This window comes from Chryseobacterium wanjuense, assembly GCF_900111495.1.
In the GTDB taxonomy this organism is placed as follows: Bacteria; Bacteroidota; Bacteroidia; order Flavobacteriales; family Weeksellaceae; genus Chryseobacterium; species Chryseobacterium wanjuense.
The window spans coordinates 1-19,413 of sequence record NZ_FOIU01000006.1; the positions used below are offsets into that span (position 1 = coordinate 1).

Below are 19,413 nucleotides of genomic sequence, written 5' to 3' on the forward strand. Positions count from 1 at the left end.
TTTATCTTTGCTAGATGCTAGATGCTAGATGCTAGATGCTAGATGCTAGATGCTAGATGCTAGATGCTAGATGCTAGATGCTAGATGCTAGATGCTAGATGCTAGATGCTAGATGCTAGATGCTAGATGCTAGATGCGCGGGGAGCTCCGGAGGAGCGACCTGTTAATAGCCCATGAATGTAATGTTTGGAGAGATTAGCCCTGTAGGGGCGACCTGTAATAACAACGACATTTAATATTGCATATGGAAATATTAAAAAACGAATAAGGAATGAGTAGTTTTGCTAGTAACTAGTCTTATTTTGCAGTATTGCTATTGTAATGTTTAAGTTTTAATTATATTTTTATTAAAAAATAAAGATGTATAGCCTGAAGAACTTGAAAATTGTTCTGTTTATTTTACTGATTACTATTTTTTCTAATAATTTAAAATCTCAAAAAATAAAAGTTGGTGATTTTACAGTCTTGGCTTTCTATACAGGAAAGAATGACATGGCTCACATTAGTTTTGTTAAGGAAGCTAATCACTATTTTGATTCTTTAAGCATAGTTAAACATTTTGAGTATCAATCGACTGATGATTGGAATAGGATGACTTTTGATGAATTATCAAAATATGATGTTATATTGTTTTTAGACACACGGCCTGAAGATCCTGATCAGAGGAAGGCGTTTCAAAAGTATATGGAAAAAGGAGGTAGTTGGATGGGATTTCATTTTTCGGCTTTTTCATTGGAGAAGTCTGCTCATGAAAATAACTGGTCATGGTATCATGATACCTTTCTTGGTTCGGGAGATTACAAAAGTAATACATGGCGTCCAACTTCTGCGGTATTAAAAAGGATTGCTAAAAATAAATTTAGCCCGGAGAAATTTATTAATGCGTCGCCGAATGAATGGTACGCATGGAAAAACGACCTGAGAAGAAATAATGATATCGAAATATTGTATGCAATCGATGAGAGAAGTTTTCCTTTAGGAACCGGACCGAAAAAACATGAAATCTGGACGGAAGGATTTTATCCAATCATTTGGAAAAACAAAAATTATAATATGATCTATTCCAATATCGGGCATAATGATATGGATTATGAGCATCAATATGGAAAAAATTCTGTGAGAACTTTGTCTTTTACTTTTAGAAGTAAGGATTATGGTGATTTTATTATAAATGCAATATACTTTTTAGCGAAGGAGAAGAGGAGGAGATTTGGTTTATAGTTGTTTGTTGCTGGTTTCTTGTTAATGCAATTGGGTTACACATAGGCTGATTTTTTATCTTGTAGTGATTATTTTTTTACCGTTCTTGTTAAATTTCTTGCAATGACTGATATTACTGAATATGACAAAAACCCTAGCCCTGATAGGAACGGTTACCCCGCAGTTGACGTTGGAAAGTTTGAGAGTGGGAGGGCTTTAGAATTGGGGAGGATTGGAAGGATGGAACGAGGAGTAAAAGTGGATAGCAGGATAAGCTTCTGAAAATTTTTAACTGTATTTTAAAAGATTATTTCTAATCATAAAAATTATAATAGACCAAATCTCTTGAAGACCTCTCAATTTATGTCGTAACTTTATCTTATGAAAGAGCATATTGCGAGAGGGTTTAGATTTGAAACGTATAAGGCGCCGGAACTATCTGTGTTTGATCGGTTGCTAGAAATCTTTACGGATCTGTTGACCCATACCTCAGGAGATTTTGATGAAGCGATCGACTGGCTTCGAATGCTGGATGAAGAATATCAATTGACGACACCGGAATATACCATTGATGATTTTATCGAAGACCTCAAGAAGAAGGGATACATCCGTGAGGAAGTAGATCCTAACGGAGGTGGAAATGGCGTACGTTTGAGTGCAAAAATGGAGCAAAACATCCGTAAACAGGCTCTTAATCAAATCTTCGGAAACCTTGGAAAAAGCGGAAACGGAAATCACAAAACTAAAAAAAGCGGAACGGGTGAAGATACAACCGGTGAATTCAGAAACTATAATTTTGGAGATCCTGTTGAAAAAATTTCTATTACAGAAAGTCTGAAAAATGCCCAAATCAATAACGGAATCGGAGATTTTCATCTTACCGAAAACGATCTTATTGTGGAAGACAGTATTCATCAGTCGCAGATGAGTACGGTTTTGATGATCGACATCAGCCACAGTATGATTCTGTACGGCGAAGATCGTATCACGCCTGCCAAAAAAGTGGCAATGGCTTTAGCTGAACTTATCACAACGCGTTATCCGAAAGACACTTTGGATATTATTGTTTTTGGTGACGATGCCTGGCCGGTTAAGATTCAGGAGCTTCCTTACCTGCAGGTTGGGCCATATCATACGAATACTGTTGCCGGACTTCAACTGGCGATGGATATTTTGCGTAGAAAACGAAATACCAATAAGCAAATCTTCATGATCACCGATGGAAAGCCAAGTTGTGTACGGGAAGCAGATGGTACTTATTATATGAATTCTTATGGATTGGACGAATATGTTGTCCAGAAATGTTACAATATGGCAGCTCAGGCTCGAAGACTGCATATTCCGATTACCACTTTTATGATTGCGCAGGATCCTTATCTACAGCATTTTGTGAGCGAATTCACAGAAGCTAATCAGGGGAAAGCTTTTTATACAGGGCTTAACGGTTTAGGACACATGATTTTTGAGGATTATGAAGCTAACCGTAAGAAAAGAATACGTTAAAGAATTCAATTCATACATACTATTTAAAGAAATTATCAATCAGATTTAAAATAATACAATGACTGCAAAGCCAGATATAAAAACATTAGGTTCACTAAAAGCATCAGGATATACAATAAAAAGCATTAAAGACGAGTTAAGAGATAACCTTAGAAATAAAATCCTTAACAAAGAGTCAGTTTTTGAAGGGATTTTCGGATATGAAAATACGGTAATTCCTCAATTGGAACATGCTATTCTCAGTCGTCACAACATCAATTTACTAGGGTTGAGAGGTCAGGCAAAAACGCGTCTGGCAAGAATGATGACAACATTATTGGACGAGTGGATTCCTTTTGTTGAAGGAAGCGAAATTAATGATGATCCGTTCAACCCAATTTCCCGTTTTGCGAAAGAACTGATTGAAACGGAAGGCGATAACACTCCGATCGAATGGCTTCACCGCGATGAAAGATTTTTCGAAAAACTGGCGACTCCGGATGTTACGGTTGCCGATCTTATTGGTGATGTCGATCCCATCAAAGCCGCCAATCTCAGACTTTCTTATGCAGACGACAGGGTGATTCATTTCGGGATGATTCCTCGTGCGAACCGCTGTATTTTCGTTATTAATGAATTGCCGGATCTTCAGGCGAGAATTCAGGTTTCGTTATTTAATATTCTTCAGGAAGGCGATGTGCAGATCCGTGGTTTTAAGGTGAGAATGCCTTTGGATATCCAGTTTGTTTTCACGGCAAATCCGGAAGATTATACCAACAGAGGAAGTATCGTGACACCATTAAAAGACCGTATCGGATCACAAATTTTGACACATTATCCTGAAAATATTCATATCGCGAAAGAAATTACAAAATATGAATTAAGTGCTGATGAGCGTCAGGAAAATAAAGTATATGTCCCTTCTCTGGCAAAAGATCTGTTGGAGCAGATTGGTTTTGAAGCCCGTGAAAGTGAATATGTAGATTTGAAAAGCGGAGTGAGTGCACGTATGAGCATCACAGCATTTGAAAATTTATTAAGTACCGCAGAACGCCGGTCATTATTGGCTGGAGATGAAAAAACGACGGTAAGATTAAGTGATTTTGTGGGTGTGATTCCGGCCATTACAGGAAAAGTTGAATTGGTATATGAAGGCGAACAGGAAGGCGCAGAGGCAGTGGCTCAGATGCTTATCGATAATGCGGTGAGCAGTTTGTTTACTACCTATTTCCCGAAAGTTGAAAAACTTGAAAAAAAGGGGATTGATGGTCCGTTTAGCCAGATTACCGACTGGTTTTTGGAAGATGACGGATTCTTAGAGATTACCGATGAATCTCCGGATGAAGCCTATGCAAAAGCTCTTAATCGTATTAGTCCGCTAGATCAGATTATAGAAAAATATCAACCGAATACGAAGGAAGAAGATATTTTATTCATGAAAGAATTTATCCTTTGGGGATTGGCTGTCAACAAAAAATTGAATAAAGAACGATTCAGAACGGGAGTATTCTTTTCTTAAAATGAATTAAGTATTATTTGAAGCTATTTCCCGCTTTCCGCACTCGCTATTTTCAGGGTTTCGGGTTGGGGCAAGCCAAAGGCTTGCCCCAACCCGAAACCCTGAAAATGAGCTCAAACAATTGCTCCAATCGGGGCTAGAGCCGCGGTCGGTAATTTAAATATTGAAAAATATCCACAAAGTTTGTCATTTAAACATAGTAGATATAGTTAGTGTCAAAAGATCGCGCTTAGATCCTTCTAGGATGACAAACTTGGGATGACCTTTTGAAAATAAAAAAAGATGTAGAAAACAAGTTCTACATCTTTTTAATTTATATAATCAATTCATTATCAAACCTGAATCACTCCCAAATTAAATTTCTCTGTAATCGGAGAGTGATTGGCTGCTTCAATTCCCATAGAGATCCATTTTCTCGTATCAACAGGATTGATGATCGCATCTGTCCAAAGTCTTGCAGCAGCATAAGTAGCTTCTGTCTGTTTTTGGTATCTTTTTGAGATCGTATCTAAAATTTCGTTATGTTCTTCTTCAGTGATTTCTTTTCCTTGTTTTTTCAAAGTCGATTCCTGAATCTGAGCCAAAACTTTTGCAGCCTGAGCACCGCCCATTACTGCAAGATCCGCCCAAGGCCAAGCAACGATCAATCTCGGATCGTAAGCTTTTCCGCACATGGCATAATTTCCAGCACCGTAAGAATTTCCGGTAATGATCGTGAATTTAGGAACCACAGAATTGGAAACTGCGTTTACCATTTTTGCGCCGTCTTTAATGATTCCGCCGTGTTCAGATTTTGAACCTACCATGAAACCTGTTACGTCCTGCAAAAATACCAAAGGAATTTTTCTCTGATTACAGTTAGCAATAAATCTTGTCGCCTTATCCGCTGAATCAGAATAAATTACTCCTCCAAATTGCATTTCACCTTTTCCACTTTTTACCAGTTTTCTCTGGTTGGCAACAATTCCTACAGACCAGCCATCGATTCTCGCTGTTGCGCAGATGATACTTTTACCGTAATCAGACTTATATTCTTCATATTCAGAATTATCGACCAGACATTTGATGATTTCATATGTATCGTATTGTTCAGCCCTTGAAACCGGCATGATTCCGAAAATATTTTCAGGTTTTTCTTTCGGCAGAGCAGTTTCAATTCTGTCGAAACCTGCTTTTTCAGTACTTCCTGTAGACTTCATGATATTTTTGATTCTGTCCAAAGCATCTTTATCATCTTTCGCCTTATAATCGGTAACTCCGGAAATCGAACAATGCGTTGTTGCACCGCCCAAAGTTTCATTATCTATACTTTCTCCGATTGCAGCTTTCACCAGATAGCTTCCTGCAAGGAAAATAGAGCCTGTTTTATCGACGATCATCGCTTCATCGCTCATGATCGGGAGATAAGCGCCACCAGCGACACAACTGCCCATTACGGCCGAAATCTGGATGATTCCTGCAGCACTCATTTTGGCATTATTTCTGAAAATTCGTCCGAACATTTCTTTATCAGGGAAGATCTCATCCTGCATCGGTAAATAAACTCCCGCGGAATCCACAAGATAAATGATCGGAAGTCTGTTTTCCATCGCAATTTCCTGTGCTCTCAGGTTTTTCTTTCCTGTGATCGGAAACCATGCTCCGGCCTTTACTGATGCATCGTTGGCAACAACAATACATTGTCTTCCCGATACATATCCCATGACAACTACAACACCACCGCTTGGGCAGCCGCCGTGTTCTTCATACATTTCGTATCCTGCAAAGGCGCCAATTTCTATGGAATCGGAATTTTTATCAAGAAGATATTCAATTCTTTCTCTTGCCGTCATTTTTCCTTCGTCACGAAGCTTTTGAAGCCTCTTCTCTCCCCCTCCTTTTTTGATGTCAGCAAGTAAGCGATTGATTTCGGATAATTTTAATCTGTTTTGATCTTCTCGTTTGTTGAATTCAATGTCCATAAAAATTTCAATTTTTTCCGCTTAAAGATACTATTTTTCAGAGGATTTTAAATTGAAATAAAACAGATGTTTAATTTGTTGGTTCTCAGAAATTTGTGAAATATTTAACATAAAAATATTTTTAAATGTTTGATATTTTTTCTAACTTTACGTCAGAGTAATAGGGATAATATTCTCTAGCAAATACTCTAAGTTCCTAGTTTATTTTTTTAATAGTTTATTATTTGAAGGCCCTGAAAGTTGAACAAATTTTCAGGGTTTTTTGTTTTAATTTATTTCAAAATCATCAAACAATTCATTTTATTTTTAAAAATAATTTGAAAAAGAAAAATTGCTGAAAAAATTCATCTTTTAAACCATATTTTTTACGGGATTTGTAAAAGCTATTTGGTAAATTTGCAAAAAATAAAAAAGAAGGTAGGATATGCATAAATTAGCTCTTTTCAGATTGCATTTGATTGTATTTTTATGGGGATTTACGGCAATTTTAGGAAAACTGATTCATGCAAATGCCCAGATTCTGGTTTTTTACCGGATGTTGTTTGCGGCTGTCTTTTTGTTTGTTTTTATCAGAATTTACAAAAAGGAGAGCATTAAAGTTTCTAAGAAAATTTTCTTCCAGTTAGCGGCAATCGGCTTTGCTATGGCGCTTCATTGGTTTTGCTTCTTTTACTCGATTAAAGTTTCCAATGTTTCCATTGCTTTGAGCTGTCTGTCGTTATCGACATTATTTGCTTCGATTTTAGAGCCGGTTATTTTTAAACGGAAAATAGATATCTCGGAGGTTCTCATGGGCGTGGTGATTGTCGCCTGTATTTTGTTAATTTTTAAAACAGAGTTTCAATATAAAGAAGGTATTCTCTACGGTGTTCTCTGTGCGATTTTCGGGACAATATTTTCTGTATTTAACGGAAAGATGTTTGGAAAAACGAGTTCAGGAAATATTATTTTTTACGAAATTTTCTGTGGATGGGCTATTTTAATGATTATTTATTTGTTTACCGGACAAATTTTTCAGATGAATGAAATAAGTTACCGCGATATTGCGTTAATATGCTTATTGGCAAGTGTTTTCACGGCTTTTCCGATGTTGGAATCGGTGAATCTAATGAAGTATATTTCGCCTTTTACACTAATTTTAACAGTTAATTTAGAACCAGTTTACGGAATTATACTAGCTTTTTTTATCTTTGGGGAATCAGAACATATGAGTCCGATTTTTTATATTGCTTCAGGTGTTATGATACTGGCAATCATTGCCAATGGATTAATAAAAGCTAAGAAACAAAAAACGTTAAATTAAGCATCAATTTTGTATGATGAAAAAATATCTTTTACTCGTATTTTCCCTGTTATTTGGGATCTCACAATCTCAGATTATCAGAAAATATTCCAACGAATTTTTAAATATTGGTGCAGGAGCCAGAGGTTTGGCTATGGGTGGAGCTGTAGTTTCTAACCAGGATGATGTGTATTCTCCGATGTGGAACCCGGCTGGCTTAATGGCGATCGAAAAAGATTGGCAGGGAGCAGCAATGCACGCAGAATATTTCGAGTCGATTGCTAAGTATGATTACCTGGCGTACGCAAAAGTTCTGGAAACAGGTGTTTTCGGGGTTTCTGTGGTAAGATTGGGGGTTGATAATATCTTGAATACAACCCAGTTGATCGATACGGAAGGAAATATTGATTACGATAAGATCACAAAATTCTCACAATCCGATTACGCGGCCATTCTTTCTTATGCTTTTAATCCTGCAGGAAACACCAAATTAGACGTTGGGGTGAATGCCAAAATCGTATACAGAAATGTAGGAAAATTTGCTAACGGATACGGTTTCGGTTTTGATATCGGTGCCATCTATAAAATGGACAACGGTTATAAAATCGGGGGGATGTTGAGAGATGCAACGACTACGGTCAACTTCTGGAGTGTAAACCAAAAAGAGCTTTCCACGATTGTAAATGGTGAAGAATTCAACCCGGCACCGAAAGATAAAATGGAATTAACGATGCCAAAACTGAACGTTGGGGTAAGCAAAAATTTTGAAATCAACAGCAGTGTGTATGTTTTGCCGGAAGCAGGAATCAATGTAGATTTTGCGAAAACGGCAGCACTTATTTCTACAGATTTTGCGAGTATTACACCTTATGCCGGTGCGGAATTAGGCTATCAGAAAATGATTTTTGTGAGATTGGGGGTTAATAGATTCCAGTCGATTACTGATATTGAAGATTTGAAAAGAAAGGTTTCTTTCCAGCCAAGTGCGGGGATCGGGATCAGATACAGAGGTCTTACGTTGGATTACGCGATTACGAATTCAGGAATCGGGGGATCAAATTTCTATTCCAATTTCTTCTCTCTGAAACTGGATATGGGACAGTTTAGAAATGATTAAAATTTTAAATTAAAATGAAAAAACTTTCAATAGTATTATTAACAGCTTGTTCGATGCTTGCTTTCGGGCAAAAAATTTCGGATTATAAATATATTTCTCTTCCGGCTAAATTTGAAACTTTTAAAGAAGATTTCGGATTAAGCGAATTATTCACGAAGACATTAAGAGGTAAAAATTACACCGTTATTCCGGCAGATAAACTACAATGGCCGGCTGAAGCAAAAGATAACCCTTGTAATGTGTTGATGGGAGATGTAAAAGATGACAGCGGATTTTTGCGAAATAAAGTATTGGTACAGTTTAAGGATTGTAATGATAAGGTTGTTTCATCGATTAAAGGAGCTTCTAGCATTAAAGATTTTAAAGAAGGCTTCCAGGATGCTCTGAAACAGACATTTGTTTCAATTTCTCCTGCGAACCCGGTAAATCAGCCGGGTGGAACTAAAATTCAGGAGACAGTTGCGACGACTCAGGTTACCACTCAGTCTACAGTTACCAATACAAGTTCTTCAGCTCCGGACAACTCAGCGTTGAAGTTCAGCAATGGTAAAATAGATCTTCAGAAAATTCAGATTGATAACAGCCAGTTTATCTTGGTGAATTCAAACAGTTCTTCACCATTTGCGACATTTAAAGCAACAACCAAAAGTGATGTGTTCAGAGTAAAACTGCAAAATGGAGATTCTACTTTAGGATATTATGAAAACGGAAATATTGTAATAGAAATTCCACAGTCTAACGGAGAATTTGCTAAGGAAGTTTTTCTGAAAAAATAATTTACTGTTATAGAAAAAATAAAAAGTCCTCAATTTGAGGACTTTTACTTTTTAAAGTTGTAATATTTTATTTTTTAATAAATTTTACTGTCTGATTGTCTTTCCCTGTTTTAATTTTCGCAACATAACTTCCCGGAACAAGATCAGATAATTTCACAGATGCATTATTGCCTTTCTGAGCAACCGTTCTAATCAATTTTCCGTTGGCATCATAAATTTCTATCGATTCAATAGCATTTTTATTTTCGATATTTAAAACATCAGAAACTGGATTAGGATAGATTTTCGCAGTCGCTTTCGTAACTTCAGAAGTTGCCAAAGGTCCTAAAACGTTCGCTGTATAGTCTGTCCACGTTCCATAGCCATACGTAGAACATGCAGAATCGGCTGTCGGTGTTCCCGCGCCGGAGTTGGCAAGACGGTTCCAGATTCTCATTCTATAAGTACCGACTGGAACAGAAGACGGAACCATAAAATCTCCTGAGTAGGTCTGATTCTGATTCGCTATATAAGCCGGTAAAAATAATACTTCACCTGCATCATCAAAATCACCGTCATTATTGAAATCTATTGCCATTCCACACGCAATCCAATTTGTGGTGGATACATTGATGGTGTAGTTGGTATTCGTATTAAGGTTTACCATTACGGAAGTTCTGTCTCTTCCACTTGTACAGGTACCTGCTGCAAATGTATTATCAAAACTTGCCTGAGGAATGGTCACCTGTGTGATTCTCCAGCTTGTACAGCCACTTGAATACGTAGGATTACAATAAGTTTGAGCGTTAACAAAACTTCCGACTGCAGATAAAATAAGAGATGCCAAAAGTTTTGAAAAAGAATAATTAATTTTCATATGTATTTATTTTTAAAGTTGTAGCAAAAATAACAATTAAATAAATATTTTTTTGAAAATTGATATTATTTGATGCTAATTTATTAATGTAAATAATTTTTATTTATGATAAATTTAATTTTGAAATTATTTTTATAGATTATTAAAAAAATCATGTATTATTTTCGCCTTACTTTTTCCTAAAATCTCCTCTAAAGTTTCCAAACTCGACTCTTTAATTCTTTTTACGGATTTTAATTTTGATAAAAGCATTTCAATTGTTTTTTCCCCGACGCCCGGAATTTCTTCCAGTTCAGATTTTATGGTTGAGTTTTTTCTTCTGGTTCTGTGATGCTTCACGCCAAAACGGTGGGCTTCATCCCTTACTCTCTGCAAAATTTTCAATGTTTCAGATTTTTTATCCAGATATAAAGGAATAGGATCTTCTGGGAAGAAAATTTCCTCCAGTCTTTTTGCAATCCCGACGATGGTTATTTTTCCGTACAATCCTAATAACCGTAGGCTTTTCACAGCAGAGGACAGTTGCCCTTTTCCACCGTCAATCAGGATTAATTGTGGCAGATTTTCACCTTCATCCAGCATTCTTTTGTAGCGTCGGTAGATCACTTCTTCCATGGTTGCAAAGTCATTCGGACCTTCCACGGTTTTCGGGTGGAAAATTCTGTAATCGGCCTTGCTAGGCTTTCCGTCTTTAAAAACAACACACGCCGAAACAGGATTTGTCCCCTGAATATTCGAGTTGTCAAAACCTTCGATATGTCGCGGTTCCACAGGCATTCTCAACAGTTTCTGCATTTCAGCCATGATTCTGTTGGTGTGTCTTTCCGGATCAACGATTTGCACTTGTTTTAATTTTTCCAAACGATATTCTTTCGCATTTTTTTCGGAAAGTTCAACAATGCGTTTTTTATCTCCAACTTTCGGAACGATTAGCTTCACATTCGGAATTTCAATCGGCAGATGGAAAGGAAGCAAAACTTCTTTTGAATCCGAGCTGAATTTTTGTCTGATCTCGATCAACGCCTGTTCCATAATTTCCTCATCGCTTTCTTCAAGGATTTTCTTGATTTCAGTCGTGAAACTCTGGATGATATTTCCGTTCCGGATTTTAAAGAAATTCACGTATGCAGCTGTTTCATCACTTGTCATTCCGAAAACATCTACATCATCAATATTAGGATTTACAACAGTATTTTTTGCCTGATAATCTTCCAGGACATCCAGTCTTTCCTTGATGAGCTGTGCGTGTTCAAACTGCAAATTGGCAGCGTGTTTCATCATCTGATTGACCAGATATTCCTTTGCTTTCCGGAAATCTCCTTTTATAATTCCCCGTATGGCGTCGATTTTCTCATCATAATCCTGCTTGCTTTCCAGATCTTCACAAGGTCCTTCACAGTTTTTAATATGATATTCCAGGCAGACTTTATATTTTCCTTCATTGATCTTGTTGGGTGAAAGATTTAAATTACAGGTTCTTAATTTATAAATATGTTTAATGGTGTCCAGTAAAATTTTTGCGGGACGAACTTTCGCGTAAGGCCCATAATATTCCGAACCGTCTTTGATCACCGTTCTTGTAAGGAAAATTCTTGGGAAATCTTCATTTTTAATGCAGATCCAGGGATATGTTTTGTCATCTTTCAGCATGACATTATAAAACGGCTGATGCTCTTTGATCAGATTATTTTCTAATAAAAGCGCGTCATATTCGCTGTTTACAATAGTCGTTTCCAGTCGCTGGATTTTACCGACCATTATTTTTGTCCTGTATCCTGAAAGGTTTTTATTAAAATAGGAAAGAACCCTTTTCTTTAAATTTTTCGCCTTTCCCACGTACAAAAGCTGCTCATTTTTATCATAATAACGATAAACGCCGGGTTCGGATGGTAAGGTTTTGAGTTGTAATTCTAAAGAAGGATTCATATAACAAAAATAAGGAATTTCGGGGCATAAAAAAAGCTGCAGGAATTCCACAGCTTTAAGATTTATGTTAAAATTTAATTTTATCCGTTATTCATTGAAGTATATTCATACACCAGGAAGCTGAAATAATCCCATTCTACCGAATTTTTAGGATATTTTTTCATGAATTCTGCGTTGTCTCCGAAAAGAAAATCATAGTTGTCTTCGAAATCATCTTTGTGAAGCCACATTACTTTATCGCCTTTTTTTACATAATAAGACTTGATAACGCCTCCACCCAGCTGAGGAGAGCCCATCACTGAAAATCCTGTTGTTTCTTTCGCTCTGGGATCGTGATAAACAGAGATGATATCATCAAATTCAGGGTTGATTACCTGCATTAAGAATTCTTTGTCATCTTTTTTGTTTTTCAAAGAAACTGTTTGGTTTACAAAATGAATACGACCGTTTGTTGTTGTATTTTTCAGTTTTTTTGTCTGATAATTTCTGATGTTGCCCATATATTTTGCAACTTTCATAAATTTCTCAGCTTCATTTGGAAACAAATACATTTCGCTGATATTGTCCGCCTCCAAAACAGTTGGCTTTTTCGTAACGCTGTCTTTGATAGACACTTCGAAAATCTGACCTTTTTTAGTATCAATTTTATTGCAGAAACCTTTCACGGTGGTTCCGTCTTTTAAAATAACTGTTGATGTTTTTTTAGGTGATGGTGCATTAAAGCCTTCATTGAAAAGGTACTGTTCCATCTTTTTGATTTCTTCTTTAGAATATTTTACTTTTTGGGCAAAAGAAGCAGTGCTTACCAGAAACAATGCAAGCAACAAAGTTTTAAGTTTCATAAGGGTATTAATTTTTTTATTCGGCGGTAAAAATAGTAAATTAAATCACTTGTTTTTATGCAGATATAATATTTACCACAAAAGAGGCAAAGATTTTTAATGATCTTTAAGATTTTCAATAGAAGATAAACAAATTAATCAATATAAATTTTACATTTTGTCAACTTTGTCATCCTTTTTTCTCGATTATTTCTTTTGTCTCTTTTGCGGTAAAAAACACATCACCCAAAATAATTTTCATAAAAATATAAAGTAGAAAAATTTAGTTTTTCCAATTATTGTTAAATGCGTAATTTTAAGACAAATTTTTTTAGAATGATATACGGTGTAGATGTTTTCAGTTTCCATGATGTTTTGGAGATCTGCAAAACTCCAAATAAAGCTAAGCTGAACAAGGCTGCGAAGGAACAAATTTTAAAATCCCAGAAAAATGTTCAGAAAATTGTAGAGTCGGATCGATGTGTTTATGGGATTAATACAGGTTTCGGACCTCTTTGCGATACAAAAATTTCTGCTGATGAGACTGCTCTTTTACAATATAATCTCATTATTTCTCACGCGGTAGGTGTAGGAAAACCGATTGATAAAGAACTTTCCAAAATCATGATGATTGCTAAAGTTCATGCCTTGTCAAAAGGATTTTCGGGAGTTTCTCTTGAAGTGATCGAGAGAATGATCTTGATGTTGGAAAAAGATATTATCCCAGCCGTTCCGGAGCAGGGTTCCGTAGGAGCTTCTGGGGATTTGGCGCCTTTGGCTCACCTGGTTTTACCGCTTTTAGGACTTGGACAGGTTTGGGAAGGAGATAAAGTGGTAGAAACAGCAAAAGTTTTAAAGAAAAATAAATTAGCTCCATTGACTTTAGGTCCGAAAGAAGGTTTAGGTCTAATTAACGGGACTCAGTTTATCCTGGCTCATGCCATTAAAGGATTAGAAAAATTCGAATATTTATTGAATTTGGCGGATATGACGGCTGCGATGAGCCTTGAAGCATACAGAGGTTCCCAAAGTCCGTTCAAAAAAGAGCTTCATGAAATCAGACCATTTGAGGGAAGTAAAAAAGTAGCAGCAAGAATGCTGAAATTCCTGAAAGGTTCCGAAAATATGAAAGCGCACGAAGACTGCGAAAGAGTTCAGGATCCTTATTCCATGAGATGTGTTCCGCAAGTTCACGGAGCGAGCAGAAATGCGTATGAACATCTGAGAATGATGGCTGAAACGGAATTAAATTCTGTAACAGATAACCCAATTGTTCTCAGTGCGGAAGAATCTATTTCCGGAGGGAATTTCCATGGACAATTAATGGCTTTACCATTGGATTATGCAACATTGGCGGCGGCGGAACTGGGAAATATTTCAGACAGAAGAAGTTATTTATTACTGGAAGGAAAATACGGTTTACCAAGATTATTAACGGAAAGCTCAGGGCTAAATTCAGGATTCATGATTCCTCAATATACTTCTGCAGCGTTGGTTACAGAAAATAAAACGCTATGTTTCCCAGCTTCGGCAGATTCGATTCCGACGAGTTTGGGGCAGGAAGATCATGTTTCGATGGGAAGCATTTCGGGGAGAAAATTCAATCAGGTTTTGGGTAATCTTGTGAATATTTTAGCGGTTGAATTAATGTTTGCAGCACAAGGATTAGAATTCAGAAGACCGGCAAAATGTTCCAAAATTATTGAAGAAAACTTCACCATTCTTCGTTCAAAAGTAGCAAAACTGGAAGACGACCGATTGATCGGAAAAGACATGTTAGCTATCGCGGAATTGATTAATGAAAGAAAATTTGTAGTTAATTAATTTTTTAACTTTAAAAATATAGAGACTTCCAGAAATGGGAGTCTTTTTTATTTTTCTCCCACATATCTCGTAGATTTACACAGATGATTGCGTATATTCTTTTTTAATTTTAAAAATAATTATAAATAAAACATAAGTATCTGTGTAAATCTACGAGATATGTGGGAAAATAAAAATAATTATTTTTGTATCAGAAAAAAACAAAAAGATGACAATCAAAAGAACAGATTCTTCCAACATAGACTTTCAAAATTTAGTTAAACTTTTAGACGCAGACTTGGCGATTCGTAATGGTGAAGATCATGCATTTTATGATCAGTTCAATAAAATTGATATGATTAAAAACTGCATCGTTATTTATATTGATGAAAAACCTGCCGCTTGTGGAGCTTTTAAAAAATTTGCTGATGACACTGTTGAAATCAAGAGAATGTACACGCATCCTGATTTCAGAAAAAGAGGATTGGCTACTGCTATTGTAAATGAACTGGAAGCCTGGGCGAAAGAAATAGGCTACGAAAAAACTGTTCTCGAAAGTTCATTAGAACAAAATGAAGCCCTTTCCGTGTACGAGAAAAGTGGCTATCAGAGAATCCCGAATTATGGGCAATATATCGGAATTGATAAAAGTGTTTGTTATGAGAAGGTGTTGTAAATCATGGTTTTGCATGTTATTTTTAGCATAATAAAATTAAAGAAAATTTAAATTCAATGCATTCGTAATTCAACGTAAAGTGATATCTTGGTTTTACCAATCAAATATTATTTTATATGAAGAAAAATGTATTTTACCTATTAATGCTGTTTTTTGTTTTTACGGCATGTAACAGAGACGACCTTCAAAATAACCCGTCCAATATTGAAGTGACGCAGAAAGACCCTTTGACGGCAAAAGAAATCAACGAAAAAATTAACGAAACCATCAAAGCCAAAGGAAGATTTTCCTGGAAAGAATCTTCAGACCATTTTGTATGGAGCGCTATTTTTCAGGGAAACAAGATTGCATCGATCGGATTCGGATCCTCTTTCGACAGAAGCCTGACACCGGATAATAAAGTGATCGAAGAGGAAATTTTAAAACTAATTGAACAATACGAAGGAAAAACCGACAGAATTTTATTATCATCGGATCAATATTTAACCCAAATCGATGTTGCTATTGAAAAGCAGGAAACAGTGATTGCTCTTCGAAAAATGAAAAACATCCGTTATATCGAGCCTGCAGATTACCGTTATTTTGAAAATGAAAGAAAATTCAACGGAGCGGCAAAATCCAGCAGTTCATCTTCAGGTTGCGGGTTTGAATCCACCGCTTTAAATACCGCAGATTACACCACCGTAACGCCAAACGCAAAAGCGCCTTGGTCTTTTACAAAACATAATATCATCAACGCATGGAGCTACAGCACAGGAGCCGGAGTCACAATTGGAGTTATTGACAGCGGTGTTTCACCAGAGCAAACTTTGTTGGGAAGTAGTTTCAATAACGGACTTTCATCCGGCAGAACGATCAGCAAAAATGGAGTGTATGTAGATTCTGTATGGCCGTGGAGTAGCGGTTTTGACGGACCCAATGACCAGTGTGGTCACGGAACCAGCATGGCTTCTGCGATGGGAGCGCCCAGAAATAATTTGGGGCAACCGGTGGGAGTGGCTTATAATGCTAATTTAGTGACATACAAAGCGGCTTCTAATGTGGTTTTAGATGGTTATCACGAACAAAACGGGGTGAAAATTGCTTTTACAGAACTAGGAAACAACAATAATGTTAAAATCATTTCCATGTCGATGGGACACATTTTCTCTGTCGGAAAAATTGAAGATGGGGTAAAATATGCCTATTCAAAAGGGAAATTAATTTTCTGTGCCGGAGGGACTTCTACAAGCTTCACCAACTTTGTAGGGGTTATTTTCCCGGCCTGGATGTCTGAAGCACAGGCGATCACAGGAGTAAAAGAAAATACCTCCAATCAAAAATGTGATGTGTGCCATTCCGGATCTGAGATCGATTTTACCTATCAAATGGAAAGAGCTTCAGGAAACAGCATTCCGGTGTTGAGCTATTATAACGGACAAACAGATTACGTGGGCGGTTCTTCTGTGGCGACAGCTTCTACGGCAGGAATTGCAGCGTTAGTCTGGGCAAAAAATCCGTCATGGACAAGAGATCAGGTGTTGAATAAAATGAGACAATCAGCTACGTATTACCCGACTCCGAATTCCGATTACGGATATGGAAATATTAATGTTTTACAAGCGGTTCAGTAAAATTTTAACCTAAATATTTAACCTAAAAGGGATGTTGTTTACAAATGACATTCCTTTTTTTATTAATAAAATTATCACTCAGTATTTCTACGGATGGTGAAAAATTAGTAATTGTACGCTACTATATTCATGAGTTCTGTACTAAATTTGTCATGTGATCACAAACTAAAAACAATAACCATGGAGACCAGAAACCATCAAAACGGGGCGAAATCCGAAAGGCCAAAAGAGTAGGAAACAAAATATTAAATTATGGAAACACAAGAATTAGTAGTAGGAGGCTGGACAAAGTATCATGCTCTTACACCGGAAGATCAAAAGGTATTTGATGAAGCTATGCGCGGATTCGTAGGGGTAAAATACACGCCTCAGCAAGTATCTACACAATTGGTAAACGGAACCAACTACCGTTACAGATGTATTGCTTCTATGCCCCCTTCACAAGTAGTTTGGGAAGCAATTGTGGAAATTTATGCTCCGATCGAAGGAGAGCCGCATGTTGTTTCTATTCACAGAATTTAATTACAACTTTTTACTTATAGGAATCGGAGGATTTATCTTCCGATTTTTTTTATTTATCCTATTTTCACGCTTGTCATGCTGAGTGAACCTGCGATTAATTCATCATTAAATAAAGTCAGATTTTCAGATTTTTCTTTTAATCCTAATGTATAAATTAACGGTAAATAATGATCAGGTGTCGGAACTGCATACTGCAGAAAAGTTCCCTGATTCTGATAATCGATAATATTCCCGAAGTTTCCGTCTAGCAGCCAGTTGTTGGTTTTTTCACGCGCTTCAATCGCCCAATCCCAGCCGGCTCCTACGGTGTTGATGTTTCTCCAGTCGATCAGTCTTAAATTATGAACAATATTTCCGCTTCCGATTATTAAAATTCCTTTTTCGCGAAGCTTGTTCAGTTTTTTTGCTAAATCAAAGTGATACTGCGGAGGTTTTGTATAATCAATACTCATCTGAATCACAGGAATATCTGCATCAGGATACATATGTTTAATCACCGACCATGCGCCGTGATCCAATCCCCATTGATGATCTTCTTCCACCAAAACCGGTGCTAACAGTTCAGCGGTTTCTCTAGCCAGTTCAGGACTTCCCGGAGCCGGATACTGAACATCAAATAAGGCCTGCGGAAATCCTCCGAAATCATGAATCGTTCTCGGCATATCCATCGCCGTCACCTTCGTTCCGTTCGTAAACCAATGGGCAGAAATACACAGAATAGCATTCGGTCTCGGAATTTCGGCCGCCGCCTTTCGGAATCCCTGTACAAACTGGTTTTCTTCGATAGCATTCATCGGTGAGCCGTGTCCCAGAAATAAGACAGGCATTCGTTGCGTATTTTTGAAATGATCGCTGATATTTTGTAGATCGTTGAGGTTCATTTTTAATTATTGTTAATAAAAAAAGAGCAAAGAGTAAAGACATTACACCTTTATCCTTTGCTCTTTTATCTTGGTTCTTTTATGTGCTTACGCTTGTTTTACAAACTGCAATTCACCAGCCAATTTTACTTCTTCGCTTACCATTACACCACCTGCTTCAAGAGCTGCGTTCCAGTTTAATCCGAAATCTTTTCTGTTGATTTTCCCTTCAAAAGAGAAACCAGCTTTAGTATTTCCCCACGGGTCAACGTTGATTCCGTTAAAATCTACATCAAGAGTTACTGGTTTTGTAATCCCGTTGATGGTAAGATTTCCTGTTACTTCCCCATTCAAAGCCTGAGATTCGAATGTGATTGTAGGATTAGCTTCAGCATTGAAGAATTCTGCAGATTTCAGGTGATTATCTCTGTCTGTGTTGTGTGTAGAGATAGAATCAGTCTGGATGGTAGCATTAGTTTTAGCGTTAGCGAACGTATCGTCATCAGCTTCGATTTCTGCATTGAAATTGGTAAAATTTCCTTTGATGTTAGAAATCATCATGTGTTTTACTTTAAAAGTAATTTCACTATGCGCTGGGTCTAGGTTCCATTTTGTAGCCATTGTATACTGTTTTTTATTGTTATTTATGATGCAAATTTATATCAGAAGACAGGTACAAGTCATTGACGTAGGATAAGAAATGATTTTTGCAATGTTTTTTCACAATTTCTGTCATTTCCACAACGGAAAAAATCTATTATTCTCAATCATAAAACCTCAAAACGCTCCAACTCCCAAACTCTCCAGCTTAATTAGGAGCTATTTCCCGCTATCCACTCATACTCCTCGCGCCATTTCTTCCAACTCCAAAACCCTCCGACTTTCCAACCCTTGTTGCGGGGTAACCGTTCCTATCGGGGCTAGGGTTGTAGTTATTATTTTCGCTAGTCGACATAATAGATAATTATACAATTTGTCATCCTGAAAGGATCTAAACTA

The 19,413-nt window shown here is 36.9% G+C and carries 16 protein-coding genes; 10 read left to right on the top strand and 6 right to left on the bottom strand.

Features of this window, described 5'->3' with window-relative positions; all coding sequences use genetic code 11:
- Window positions 1-360 precede the first annotated feature (360 nt).
- From BMX24_RS20140 to BMX24_RS20150, 3 genes are all read left to right on the top strand, one after another.
- Window positions 361-1,221 (top strand): ThuA domain-containing protein, encoded by an 861-nt coding sequence (locus tag BMX24_RS20140; protein WP_089796101.1) that lies wholly within the window; start codon window positions 361-363, stop codon window positions 1,219-1,221.
- Between the two features lie 360 nt (window positions 1,222-1,581).
- Complete coding sequence (locus BMX24_RS20145) at window positions 1,582-2,703, top strand: vWA domain-containing protein (RefSeq protein ID WP_089796103.1); 1,122 nt, start codon at window positions 1,582-1,584, stop codon at window positions 2,701-2,703.
- Between the two features lie 58 nt (window positions 2,704-2,761).
- Complete coding sequence (locus tag BMX24_RS20150; RefSeq protein WP_089796105.1) at window positions 2,762-4,201, top strand: AAA family ATPase; 1,440 nt, start codon at window positions 2,762-2,764, stop codon at window positions 4,199-4,201.
- A gap of 332 nt (window positions 4,202-4,533) precedes the next feature.
- On the opposite strand, the gene BMX24_RS20155 is transcribed toward BMX24_RS20150, so the two are convergent.
- The gene (locus tag BMX24_RS20155) at window positions 4,534-6,162 is read right to left on the bottom strand and encodes an acyl-CoA carboxylase subunit beta (RefSeq protein ID WP_089796108.1); all 1,629 of its coding nucleotides are present in this window, start codon (window positions 6,160-6,162) and stop codon (window positions 4,534-4,536) included.
- Window positions 6,163-6,586: 424 nt separating this feature from the next.
- Here BMX24_RS20155 and BMX24_RS20160 point away from each other — a divergent pair, with 424 nt between their 5' ends.
- The 3 genes from BMX24_RS20160 to BMX24_RS20170 are packed head-to-tail and all read left to right on the top strand — an operon-like array spanning window position 6,587 to window position 9,337.
- Window positions 6,587-7,465: a DMT family transporter gene (locus BMX24_RS20160; RefSeq protein ID WP_089796110.1), complete on the top strand. Its 879-nt coding sequence runs from the start codon at window positions 6,587-6,589 to the stop codon at window positions 7,463-7,465.
- A gap of 16 nt (window positions 7,466-7,481) precedes the next feature.
- A complete protein-coding gene (locus BMX24_RS20165; protein WP_170835764.1) occupies window positions 7,482-8,561 on the top strand; it encodes a putative type IX sorting system protein PorV2 in 1,080 nt (359 codons plus the stop codon).
- Window positions 8,562-8,575: 14 nt separating this feature from the next.
- Window positions 8,576-9,337 (top strand): hypothetical protein, encoded by a 762-nt coding sequence (locus tag BMX24_RS20170; protein ID WP_089796113.1) that lies wholly within the window; start codon window positions 8,576-8,578, stop codon window positions 9,335-9,337.
- A gap of 67 nt (window positions 9,338-9,404) precedes the next feature.
- Here BMX24_RS20170 and BMX24_RS20175 read toward each other — a convergent pair whose 3' ends face one another.
- The 3 genes from BMX24_RS20175 to BMX24_RS20185 form a co-directional block, all read right to left on the bottom strand.
- Window positions 9,405-10,193 carry a T9SS type A sorting domain-containing protein gene (locus BMX24_RS20175; RefSeq protein ID WP_089796115.1) on the bottom strand — a complete coding sequence of 263 codons (789 nt, stop codon included), beginning with the start codon at window positions 10,191-10,193 and terminating at the stop codon, window positions 9,405-9,407.
- A gap of 132 nt (window positions 10,194-10,325) precedes the next feature.
- Complete coding sequence (gene uvrC / locus BMX24_RS20180; protein WP_089796117.1) at window positions 10,326-12,119, bottom strand: excinuclease ABC subunit UvrC; 1,794 nt, start codon at window positions 12,117-12,119, stop codon at window positions 10,326-10,328.
- 80 nt (window positions 12,120-12,199) lie between these two features.
- Window positions 12,200-12,961, bottom strand: coding sequence for a hypothetical protein (locus tag BMX24_RS20185; protein ID WP_089796119.1), 762 nt, complete (start codon window positions 12,959-12,961; stop codon window positions 12,200-12,202).
- 315 nt (window positions 12,962-13,276) lie between these two features.
- Between BMX24_RS20185 and hutH the strand changes: the two genes are divergently transcribed.
- The 4 genes from hutH (at window position 13,277) to BMX24_RS20205 (ending at window position 17,554) form a co-directional block, all read left to right on the top strand.
- Window positions 13,277-14,764, top strand: coding sequence for a histidine ammonia-lyase (gene hutH / locus BMX24_RS20190; protein ID WP_089796121.1), 1,488 nt, complete (start codon window positions 13,277-13,279; stop codon window positions 14,762-14,764).
- A gap of 208 nt (window positions 14,765-14,972) precedes the next feature.
- Entirely contained in the window at window positions 14,973-15,419 is a 447-nt protein-coding gene (locus tag BMX24_RS20195; RefSeq protein ID WP_089796123.1) for a GNAT family N-acetyltransferase, read from the top strand.
- Window positions 15,420-15,535: 116 nt separating this feature from the next.
- Window positions 15,536-17,032: a S8 family peptidase gene (locus tag BMX24_RS20200; RefSeq protein ID WP_089796125.1), complete on the top strand. Its 1,497-nt coding sequence runs from the start codon at window positions 15,536-15,538 to the stop codon at window positions 17,030-17,032.
- Window positions 17,033-17,284: 252 nt separating this feature from the next.
- Window positions 17,285-17,554 carry a hypothetical protein gene (locus BMX24_RS20205; protein WP_089796127.1) on the top strand — a complete coding sequence of 90 codons (270 nt, stop codon included), beginning with the start codon at window positions 17,285-17,287 and terminating at the stop codon, window positions 17,552-17,554.
- 53 nt (window positions 17,555-17,607) lie between these two features.
- Here the strand turns inward: BMX24_RS20205 and ygiD are convergent, their stop codons facing one another.
- Both ygiD and BMX24_RS20215 read right to left on the bottom strand, forming a co-directional pair.
- On the bottom strand, window positions 17,608-18,435 hold the full coding sequence (ygiD, locus tag BMX24_RS20210) for a 4,5-DOPA-extradiol-dioxygenase (protein WP_089796129.1): 828 nt from the start codon (window positions 18,433-18,435) through the stop codon (window positions 17,608-17,610).
- 87 nt (window positions 18,436-18,522) lie between these two features.
- The gene (locus BMX24_RS20215; RefSeq protein ID WP_089796131.1) at window positions 18,523-19,035 is read right to left on the bottom strand and encodes a YceI family protein; all 513 of its coding nucleotides are present in this window, start codon (window positions 19,033-19,035) and stop codon (window positions 18,523-18,525) included.
- Window positions 19,036-19,413 lie beyond the last annotated feature (378 nt).